We start from the raw sequence: 10500 nt of genomic DNA on the forward strand, positions 1-10500 counted from the left end.
CCTTTCAAAGTGCCTGCATGTTCCAATTTAAAAGTAGAAATTGGGCATTGGCTCTTTATTACTGTAAAAATCACAGATTATATCAACTGCTTCATCTGTGGAATCTATAACGTGGAACAAGTCTGTATCATTGTCTGATATTGTGCCCCATTCTTTCATTGTATTCTGCATCCAATCTATCAGGCCATTCCAATACTCACTGCCAAAAAGTATAATGGGGATCTGGTCTATTTTTCTGGTTTGAATAAGTGTTAAACTTTCAAACAATTCATCCAGTGTTCCAAAACCACCCGGAAATACCACAAAGCCCTGAGCATATTTCACAAACATAACTTTACGTACAAAAAAGTAGTTGAAGTTTATAGAGAAGTCCGGATCAACATGCTGGTTTATACCCTGCTCGAAGGGTAAGCTGATCCCTAAACCAACTGACTTCCCGTTGGCTTGCTCAGCTCCTTTATTGCCGGCCTCCATAATTCCGGGTCCACCGCCTGTGATCACTCCAAAACCTTTTTTGGTGATCTTCTCAGCTGTTTCAACTGCCAGCTTATAATATTTATCATCCGGTTTGGTGCGGGCTGAACCAAAAATTGATATGCATGGGCCGATCTGGAAAAGTTTATCATACCCTTCCACAAATTCACCCATCACTTTGAAAACACTCCAAATATCCCTGTCAAATCCGCTGTGATGATTTTTCTGTTGAAATTCTCTTTGTTCGTTTGTCATTGTAAATATTAAAAATTTATAGAAAGTGAAATTGAAGGAGCCGGCGGCGCATAAGCTATTGCCATAACATCAGGTTTCATGCTCACCTTCATACTTAGATCGTCCGAGACATCAAATGGTCTCAAATGTGCAAATACGTAGGCATCTATAGCATTCAATGCATAAGCGAGCCCAATAAACACATACACTAAATCTCTTCTGTTGCGAAAATAGTTTCTGTTTTGCCGAAGAGCACTGAGATTTGAATTTTCTGGTATATAATCTGGGGTTGAACCGAAGCGATTATCATTTGGCGTATCGGGGTTCAAATTATAAAATGCGGCTCTGTAATCATGGTATTTTACATGAAGATACACGCTATAGTATGTTAAACCACCCAACATACCGTATACAATTGGAACTTTCCAGATCTGTTTATTTGTAACCTGACCCCATCCGGGTATGATCAAAGAACGGCGCAAAACTTTTTTAGGATCCGGAAAATCTGACCCATTATTCATTGTATCCTTAAAAGCATCTTTCAAAGAATAATTTTGAGGTACAAATTTTTGAGCTGAGTAGTAGTAACTTTGAGAGAACCCATTACTTACCAGCAACACTCCAAGCAAAAGCCCAAGGCTAATCGATCGAGTCAAAAATAGCGAGTATTCGTTCAAGGTCATCATCAGAATAGTATTCAATCTTGATTTCTCCGCCTTCCTTTTTAGGATTAACATTTACTTTAGTACTGAATGTACGTCGTAAACGGGCAGAAATCTCATCATAAAAAGGATTTGCAGGTTCTTTTTTTGATAAAGATTTCTTTTTTCCTTTTGTCGGGCTTGATATATCGCGGACTGCATCTTCAATTTGCCTTACTGAAAGGCCTTTATCAATAACTTTCTTAAGTATCTTCTGTTGAACATCTTCATCTTCGATCGTAATTAAAGCTCTTGCATGGCCCATTGAGATCTGGTTGGATTTCAATGCCGATTGTATAAAATCTGGCAGATTCAATAATCTAAGCATATTAGTAACAGTTGTACGATTTTTACCGACTCTTTCTGCTACTTCTGCCTGGGTATAGTCAAATTCTTCCAGTAACCTTTTATATCCAAGTGCTACTTCCAGTGGATTCAACTCTTCCCGCTGAATATTTTCAATCAAAGCAAAGGCCATGCTTTGCTCATCATCGGCTTCACGGATAAACGCCGGTATTTCTTTTAAGCCGGCCAATTTAGCTGCTCTTAAGCGCCTTTCACCACTGATTAACTCGAACCTTTTCTCCCCTATATATCGAACCGTAATAGGTTGTATAAGGCCATGTTTCTTAATAGAAGCACCAAGTTCATCGAGCTTTTCTTCATTAAACTCTTTTCGTGGCTGATGTGGGTTTTTCCGTATATGATCAACAGGAACAAAGAGAACAATATTTACTCTCTCTTCAGGCTTGACAACTGTTCTCTCTACCCCTTCTTTAGTATTCTTGTCTCCTTCTTTGCCTTCTTCTTGGTATTCAGGGAAAAAAGCACCTAAACCGCGCCCTAAAACTTTTTTGGTAGCCATAATTTAGTTTTTGTCTTAATCTGTTAGAATCGGGCTGTTCTTAAATAGTTTTTTATTTCTTTTGATGATCTCCCGAGCCAATGCAAGATAATTCTTAGCACCTACACTTGTAGAATCATACAAAAGTGCCGGTTTCCCGAAACTGGGAGCTTCAGCAAGACGAATATTTCGGGCAATAACAGCTTTGAATACCCGGTCATCAAAATAGCGCTTCACCTCATCTGCAACCTGATTTGAAAGCCGTGTACGAGTGTCGTACATCGTTAATAAAACACCCTCTATATCCAATTCAGGATTTAAATGCTGACGCACAATCTTGATCGTATTCAGGAGCTGTCCAAGTCCTTCAAGTGCAAAATATTCGCATTGAACCGGGATTACAATTGAATCAGAGGCCGTTAAAGCGTTTATCGTCAACAGGCCCAGAGAAGGTGGACAATCAATAATGACGAAATCATATTTTTCGCGGACACCTTCAATCGCCTTCTTTAGAATACGCTCCCTTTCTTCCCGATCGATCATTTCGATTTCAGCACCCACAAGATTTATATGAGCCGGAACCAGGTCCAGAAAGTCTAATTCAGTTTGGCGAATGGTATCATCTATATCCGTGCTTCCAATCATGATCTCATACACAGAGTTCGATACCGTCTTTGTATCAATTCCCAACCCACTGGTAGTATTACTTTGCGGATCGATATCTATGACCAGCGTAGGGTGTTCAATAGCAGCCAAACTGGCGGCTAAATTAATTGCCGTAGTTGTTTTTCCTACTCCACCTTTCTGATTGGCAATTGCAATGACTTTTCCCATTAAGAACCTGCTTTATGCTTAGTATAGTTTTTTTGATAAATTATAATATAAAGCGAGGTGCACTGTCATACAAAAATACTTATTCACATTAAATCCCAAAGTTATCCACATTAGAAAGGTAAATATATGGTAGCCATTCACTTACTTAGGGGAGCCGGTCAACAAAATACCACTACCGGTGGTGTTATTACCTCTTGGATCACTCACTAGTTGTAACTTCTCGTAGCTTTTGGTGAAATCAGTTTGATTAGAGGATGATTGAATGGTTTGTCCCCCCTCTGAAAAACGTATAACTTCATTCCGGTCAACCCATGGTTCTACCATTTCAGATTCAACTGAACTCGGTTGTTGTGTATCTTGAATTACTGAGTAGTAATAAAATCCACCTGTGAATACTGTCAGGAGAACTGCGGCCGCAATGCCTCTCTTAATTAGAAATGCAGGATTGTAATTATGACCCCTGTTTTTAGATCGCAGATGTTTTGCATCCTCTGATATTTGTTCAACAAGATCTTTAGGTGGATTTTTTTGTGGTAATCCTGAGAGCTTTTTATTTGTCACTCTCAGGCTTTCCACTTCAATAAGCAGGTTTTCATTCTCCCGCATTTTCTTTTCAAATTCCATTTCCTCTGAAGGATCCATCTCCTTCATTAGGTAACGAATAGCATTGTTTTCATCCGTGTGCATGTTTGTGCTCTTCTTCTCGTTCTTCCTCAAAATACTTTCTAAGATTTATGAGTGCATATCGCATACGCCCAAGGGCGGTATTGATGGATACATCAGTAAGTTCTGCGATTTCTTTAAACGGCATTTCGTAATAATGTCGCAGAAGGACGACTGATCTCTGCTCTTCAGGAAGTTTGGCAATATGCTTCATCAGACTTGATCGTGTTTCTGTTTCGATCATTTTATCATCTGCATCCACAACGCTGTCATCTTCCATCCGATCGAAATAATCGGTTGAAGAGTCTTCGTCACTCCATCCACTAACGTCAATATATCGTTTTTGTTTTCTTAAATAATCAATGGTTGCATTATGTGCAATTCTCATCACCCAGGCTATCCATTTTCCCTGTTCATTATAGGTATCATCCATCTTTGTGATAACCTTGGTAAAGGTAGTTTGAAACAGATCATTAGCTATCTCAGGGTTCATCACCATGCTGTAGATGTAAGAATAGATTTTTTGTTGATGCCGATTCATTAATTCGTTAAATGCAGATTCATCTCCATTTTTTCGAAAGAACTTAACCAGATCTCTGTCTTTGAGTTCTTTATAATCGGGTTTATCAACGTGTCTTTTAGTCAATTTCATAATATTCACCCTAAATTTGGGATTCTGCTGTAATAAATCAAACTGAAATATCAACCTTTTGTTTCAATAACTGTTTGATCGCTTCCGGCGTTTCATACCGACTTGATCCTTGCTTATCGGTCTACAGAAATTATAGTACCAAGCAACAGCTATTTATATAACATGTTAATGTTACCTCATTCAGTCAGACGAGCTACCCTGAGAAAAAGTTGTACACTTTTTCCCCCACCGACTTACCTGCTACAGCCTGTAACGTGCCCTTTTCTGCTTTTTTGATCTTTTTTACCGAACCAAACTCCTTAAGTAATTTTTGAGCCGTTTTCTCTCCCACTCCTTCAATATCAAGTAATTCAGTTTTTACAGTTCTCTTACTGCGCTTCTGCCGGTGAAAATTAATTGCAAAGCGATGTGCTTCATCCCTGGCTTGTTGCAGTAATTTAAGAGCCGATGATTTTTTAGGAATCATAATTGGGTCAGACATTCCCGGCAGAAAAACTTCCTCCAGTCTCTTTGCCAGGCCAATGATCTCACATTCTTCATAAAAGCCAATTTCTTTTAATGCTTCCACTGCCGAACTAAGCTGTCCTTTTCCTCCATCCACAACGATCAGATCCGGAATATGCTGCCCTTCTTTTTGAACACGAGAATAGCGACGGATCAACACCTCTTTCATAGAAGCAAAATCATCGGGCCCTTCTACTGTTTTTATATTGAAGCGTTTGTACTCGCTTTTACGGGGCCTGGCATCCACAAAGCATACCATAGAAGCTACCGGGTCAGAACCCTGCAGGTTTGAATTGTCAAAACATTCAATCCGTCTGGGGAGTCGATTTAACTTAAGATGTTCCTTCAGCTCTTTAACCGCATGGGGAATTCGATCCCGCTCGGCCTTTTCTTTTTCCAGTGCACGCTCATTCAGGTGTAATTTAGCATTGGCTTCTGCCATTTTAATAAGCTGCTTTTTCTCCCCGATCTGAGGCACATGGACCGGCACAATCTTCCCCTTTTCCTGATGTAGGTATTGTTCCAGTGGCTCTACATCCATCATTTCATGGCTTAGATAAACTTCATCAGGAATAGCCGCAGTGTATTGGCCGGTATAGTAGTCTTCTACAAAGGATTGCAGCATCTCTCCCTTTTCCAATCCATCTATATTTTTAAGAAATCGGTGGAACTTCCCGATCATCTTCCCTTCCCTTACCTTGAACAATACCCCACAGGCCTCTCCGATCTCATCATTTTTACCTATGGCGAATACGTCCCGGTCTACTTTTTGGGAAACTACCATTTTCATTTTCTGGCTGTACCGTTTTACGGCTTCCAGGCTATCTCTGACCTGAGCTGCTTCTTCAAAAGCCAAAGCATCCGAAGCGATCTGCATTTCCTCTTTTAATTCCCGGAGCAACTCATCAGTTTGCCCGTTTAGCAGGCGGTCCACTTTTTTGATCGTTGCCTGATACACTTCATCATCCCAGTCTCCGGAGCAATTTTCCAGATAATCATCAAAGCAAGAATGCCATTTAGGAACGCCACGGGTTTTATCTATTGTCTTTTGGGATACCGCACAGGTACACAGATCAAAGCCTTTGCGAATGGTTTCCAGCATCCGCTTCATGGCCCCTACACTGTCATATGGACCGTAATATTTACTTCCGTCTTTTACCACCGTTCGAGTTGGAAATACCCGTGGCTTGGTCTCATCAGTGATACAGATATATGGATATGACTTATCATCCCGATACATGATATTGTATCGTGGCTGATATTGCTTGATGAGATTATTCTCCAGAATTAGAGCTTCAGCTTCGGAATCGGTTACAAAAACTTCCAGATCATCGATCTTCGAGACCATAGTCTTAATGCGCCCATCCTGAGGCCGGGAATCCTGAAAATAAGAACGAACCCTGTTTCTCAGTTTTTTTGCTTTCCCGACATATAATACTGAATCACCGGAATCTCTATATATATAGACTCCGGGGGAAGTGGGGAGATTGGCTACTTTTTCCGAAAGTTTTACTTGTCCTTCGTTACTCATGTCTCAAAGATAACAGAATTCGATTTCTGATGGCACTCATTCCGATGAATTTTTCTTTTCGTTACGATTTCCAAAACCTTACAGCTAATAGAACCCTTTAATTACTTCTCTTTTTTTGTACCGATAAAAGAAACAAAAGCTCTCGTCTAATCCATTTCATATTTTTGAGCTTTCGTGGCGATTAAAAATCCTTCCATTATTGGTTCTTAGAATTCATAATTTTGAATCTATGAATACAACTCAAACTTCCCCCGACATCCCCATCATCTACGAAGACAATCACCTGTTGGTGATCGATAAGCCCGCGGGATTACTTTCTCAGGAAGATCACACAGGTGATCCTGATGTTTTAAATCTTTGCAAAGAGTACATAAAAAAGAAATACAACAAGCCCGGAGATGTATTCCTAGGATTGGTTCATCGTTTGGATCGTCCGGTTAGCGGCGTGATGGTCTTAGCCAGAACTTCGAAAGCAGCTTCCCGCCTTTCCTACCAGATAAGAAAGCGTACTATCAATAAGACATATTGGGCATTAGTTCACGGTAAATCTCCGGTTTACGGTGAACATGTGCATTTCCTTGAAAAAAATGAGCGTACGAATACCGTTAAAGCTCATTCATCTCCTAAGAAAAATGCAAAGGAATCCAGGCTTAAGTTCATCACGCTTAAGCAGAATAATAATTACAGTGTCGTTGAAGTGGATCTGATCACCGGAAGGCCTCATCAGATTCGGGTTCAGTTTGCTAAAGAAGGGAATCCGCTTTGGGGGGATTATAAATATGGAAATCCCGATAAGAACAAAGAAAATGACATCGCTTTGCGTGCGGTAAAGTTAGAGCTTGAACACCCAACAAAAAAAGAGCTTATGATCCTAAAAGCGCCCAAACCGAGCGGTATTCCATGGAATTTCTTTGAGTATTAATTCTCATTCAGATCATAAAAAAGCACTCGCACTCGAGCCCTTATCATTATTTTTCTTCAAAAATGTCAGCCGATACTCGGTTCCTTCTTCAGAAATAATATCAATCTTAGAGTCCATCTGCTCCGAATAAGCCGTTACTAATGTGGTTCCCAAAGTTGGACTTTCCTCAAATACAAAACCCTCCGGTAAACCAATCCCGTCATCTTTTATTTTTAAGTTCATTTTATCTCCGGCATTCTTCAATTCCACCAAAATATCACCTTCCTCTCTTCCCTCAAAAGCATATTTATAAGCATTCGAAACCAGTTCATTAATGATCAAAGCTAGTGGTATAGCCTGATTGATATTTATCTTAACGGTATCAACATCTAACTGAAGCGTAATATTTTTGCTTTTATCATACAGTTTATCTTTCAGGACTTTCAAGAATACATTCAGAAAATTCCCAAAATTAATCTCATTAAAATTCTTTGCTTTATACAGCTCTTCATGAATCAAAGCCATCGACTTAACCCGCAAATGATTGTTCGATAGAACCTGTTTTACTTCCTCATTTTCCGAAATAAATTCTTCTAACTGCAAAAACCCTGAAATAACAGCCAGATTATTCTTTACGCGATGGTGCACCTCTCCAAGCAGGACATCTTTTTCTGTAAGCAGTATTTCCAGTTTATTTTGATACTCCCGCATATTTCTGATGCTTTCACCGGTTCCAAGTAAGTAGCGTTGCCCATTACTTTCAATAGTAGCAGCATTGAACAGGAATGGTTCTGTTGTCCCATCCTTTTTAACCAGGTCTGCTTCTAACGTGATCTTAGATCCACCTTTTGTTTTTTGTATCTGTTCGCTTACCCGCTCATAATCTTCCTCACCAAAAAACTCCAAAGGATTCAATTGCTTCACCTCTTCATCAGAGTATCCGGTATTTTTGGTCATATTCTTATTCCACCTCATAAGCTGCAGCTGCTCATCGAACATATAAAAATCGATCGGGAGTGAATTTATGATCGCATCATTGAATCTTTTCTCTTGCTTTAGATCATTTTCAATGGTCTTTCTTTTGGTGATATCCTGAACCGTAATGAGCCACTTCCCATATTTTTTTATCGTACTTATTTCCAAATGTATATTGTCACCATCTTTTCCATGCACAGATGTTTCTATATGGAATGGCTCTTTAGCTCCACTTTTATCCCATTCCTTTAACGTCCTCATGTAGTCTCCTTCCTGAAACAGATCTTCCAGTTTCACCTGACGTTTGGTCTCAAACAGGTCTTGAAAGAGCTTACCTTTATTCCGGTTTACAGAGATAATGGAACGGTCTTTAGGATTTGCTATCAACATTAATTCAACCGAAGCCTCCAGAAAAGAAGTTAGCCTTGCCAGATCGCTGTTCTTTTTTCTGAGCTCAAGCCGTGATTCAACCTCTTTCGAAAGAGTTCGTAAAGCTTCTAATTGTTGAGGGGACAGTTTTTTAGGTTCTTGCCCGAGTACACAAATAGTACCCAAATTATGTTCTTCAAGGGTGATATTAACTCCAGCATAAAACCGTATTCCGGGATCTTTGACTACAAAATCAAAATTACTGAATCGATCATCTTTGGCGGTGTCTTGTACTACCATGTACCGATCATTTTGAATGGTGTGGTAACAGAAACTTACTTCTTTTGGAGTCTCCTTGATCTCATTCCCATAGTTGGCTTTGCTCCAGGTTCGATCATTATCTATAAAATTAATTTTAGCAAAGGGCACATCACAAATCTGGGCCGCCAGTTTTGCTAAATTATCAAATTCGGATTCTTCTGCTGTATCTAAAATATCATAAGATGACAGAGTCTCTATTCTTTTTTGTTCTTTATCTTCAAATCCGGCCATACGTAACGTAATTATTTAGACTCAAAACTAACCAATTTTTGCGGGTGATTCACTATTTAAATAAAACTGAAATGATCTGCTAAGGATCGATAAGGCTATCCATTAACTGCTTATAAAGTAATGTATCAGGATTCGACAGGTTTTTAGTTTTCTGAATAGTGCTATCCTGAATTATCAGAGAATCAAATCGTATTAAAGAATCAGGAAATGCAGTTAAACTGTCCGGTAATTCTCTGGGCAGAAATTGAATTCCACTAAGTTGTTCCATGTTTCTTAAGATCCAGTCACTGCGGTTTAACACATAATCGGATGCCGGTTCCGGTTCTATGATCTTTGGATTTGGAAGTACCGTCACCATTCGGGCAGATTCTTTGGGAGTCAATGCCGAAACAGGTTTTCCGTAGTAGAAGTCAGCGGCGGTGCCAACTCCGAACATTCCCGGACCAAATTCTGCAATATTGAAATACACTTCCATGATCCGGTCTTTGGTCCAAAAAAGTTCGATAAGTACCGCAATTCCGGCTTCTAATGCTTTCCTGAAATAGTTTTGGGCAGGTGATAGAAATAGATTTTTTGCAACCTGCTGAGTAATAGTGCTTGCTCCGCGAACCCTCCCGCTTTGTTCTTTTTCTTCCATAGCATCTTCGATGGCTGCAGGATCCAATCCCCAATGCTCATAGAACCGCTGGTCTTCGGATGCGATCAATGCCAGTTTTAAATGATCGGGAAGTTCTTCATCCGGAACCCAGGTTTCTCTCAGGCTATATCTTTCTTTACCTAACTCTTCCCAGTCTTCCTGCAGGGTAAATGCTGTGAAGGGTGGATTCACCCACCGAAGGACAAGGATCAAAAAACAAAACCAAAACGACCAGCCGAGTAGTACCCCGGTCGTGATCTTTCCGTATTTTTTCCAAGGATTTGATGCACGCTCTTCCATAAGCCAAAGGTATCAAATTTTGGAAAAGAAACTGACTTTTGATGAATTTGTTTCTTAGAAATGCTTGGATTGTTATAAAACCGGGGCGTATGTGATACGCCTTTACCAATGTTTCTCCCTTAAATCACATCTCCCTGTAAATGATCAGAGATCATTTACGGTCCCTCTTCCAAGAGGGAATTCTCTTTACCAAATTTAGGGTGATTTTTTCAACTTCAAATTCTTGTACTACTCTAGATCCTGAATTAAAGAATTCTCCCTTTGAAGGGAGACCGGTTAAAAGCTTCAGCTTGAAACCAGAGGGATGTACGTGGTTTATTCAGATTCTG

The 10500-nt window shown here is 39.8% G+C and carries 10 protein-coding genes; 1 reads left to right on the forward strand and 9 read right to left on the reverse strand.

Going from position 1 to position 10500, the window contains the following annotated elements; translation table 11 throughout:
* Positions 1-27: 27 nt before the first annotated feature.
* The 7 genes from VFM80_RS02405 to uvrC all read right to left on the reverse strand — a co-directional run bounded on the left by VFM80_RS02405 (position 28) and on the right by uvrC (position 6437).
* Positions 28-729 (reverse strand): TIGR00730 family Rossman fold protein, encoded by a 702-nt coding sequence (locus VFM80_RS02405; RefSeq protein ID WP_395069184.1) that lies wholly within the window; start codon positions 727-729, stop codon positions 28-30.
* An 8-nt stretch (positions 730-737) separates the two neighbouring features.
* The gene (locus VFM80_RS02410) at positions 738-1364 is read right to left on the reverse strand and encodes a DUF5683 domain-containing protein (RefSeq protein ID WP_395069186.1); all 627 of its coding nucleotides are present in this window, start codon (positions 1362-1364) and stop codon (positions 738-740) included.
* Positions 1348-2274 carry a ParB/RepB/Spo0J family partition protein gene (locus tag VFM80_RS02415; RefSeq protein WP_395069188.1) on the reverse strand — a complete coding sequence of 309 codons (927 nt, stop codon included), beginning with the start codon at positions 2272-2274 and terminating at the stop codon, positions 1348-1350. The genes VFM80_RS02410 and VFM80_RS02415 overlap by 17 nt, the downstream gene beginning before the upstream one ends.
* Positions 2275-2289: 15 nt before the next feature.
* On the reverse strand, positions 2290-3087 hold the full coding sequence (locus tag VFM80_RS02420; RefSeq protein WP_395069190.1) for a ParA family protein: 798 nt from the start codon (positions 3085-3087) through the stop codon (positions 2290-2292).
* Between the two features lie 141 nt (positions 3088-3228).
* Positions 3229-3774 carry a hypothetical protein gene (locus tag VFM80_RS02425; protein WP_395069192.1) on the reverse strand — a complete coding sequence of 182 codons (546 nt, stop codon included), beginning with the start codon at positions 3772-3774 and terminating at the stop codon, positions 3229-3231.
* Positions 3761-4402, reverse strand: a complete 642-nt coding sequence (locus tag VFM80_RS02430) for an RNA polymerase sigma factor (protein WP_395069194.1) — start codon at positions 4400-4402, stop codon at positions 3761-3763. The genes VFM80_RS02425 and VFM80_RS02430 overlap by 14 nt, the downstream gene beginning before the upstream one ends.
* A 193-nt stretch (positions 4403-4595) precedes the next feature.
* Positions 4596-6437 carry an excinuclease ABC subunit UvrC gene (gene uvrC / locus VFM80_RS02435; protein WP_395069196.1) on the reverse strand — a complete coding sequence of 614 codons (1842 nt, stop codon included), beginning with the start codon at positions 6435-6437 and terminating at the stop codon, positions 4596-4598.
* A 229-nt stretch (positions 6438-6666) separates the two neighbouring features.
* Here uvrC and VFM80_RS02440 point away from each other — a divergent pair, with 229 nt between their 5' ends.
* Complete coding sequence (locus tag VFM80_RS02440) at positions 6667-7359, forward strand: RluA family pseudouridine synthase (RefSeq protein WP_395069198.1); 693 nt, start codon at positions 6667-6669, stop codon at positions 7357-7359.
* 12 nt (positions 7360-7371) lie between these two features.
* On the opposite strand, the gene VFM80_RS02445 is transcribed toward VFM80_RS02440, so the two are convergent.
* Together VFM80_RS02445 and mtgA are read right to left on the reverse strand one after the other, a co-directional pair.
* Positions 7372-9234 (reverse strand): histidine kinase dimerization/phosphoacceptor domain -containing protein, encoded by a 1863-nt coding sequence (locus VFM80_RS02445; RefSeq protein ID WP_395069200.1) that lies wholly within the window; start codon positions 9232-9234, stop codon positions 7372-7374.
* A gap of 79 nt (positions 9235-9313) precedes the next feature.
* Positions 9314-10171 carry a monofunctional biosynthetic peptidoglycan transglycosylase gene (mtgA, locus tag VFM80_RS02450; RefSeq protein ID WP_395069202.1) on the reverse strand — a complete coding sequence of 286 codons (858 nt, stop codon included), beginning with the start codon at positions 10169-10171 and terminating at the stop codon, positions 9314-9316.
* Positions 10172-10500 lie beyond the last annotated feature (329 nt).

Origin of the sequence: Gracilimonas sp. (assembly GCF_035704785.1) — a bacterium.
Lineage (GTDB): Bacteria > Bacteroidota > Rhodothermia > Balneolales > Balneolaceae > Gracilimonas.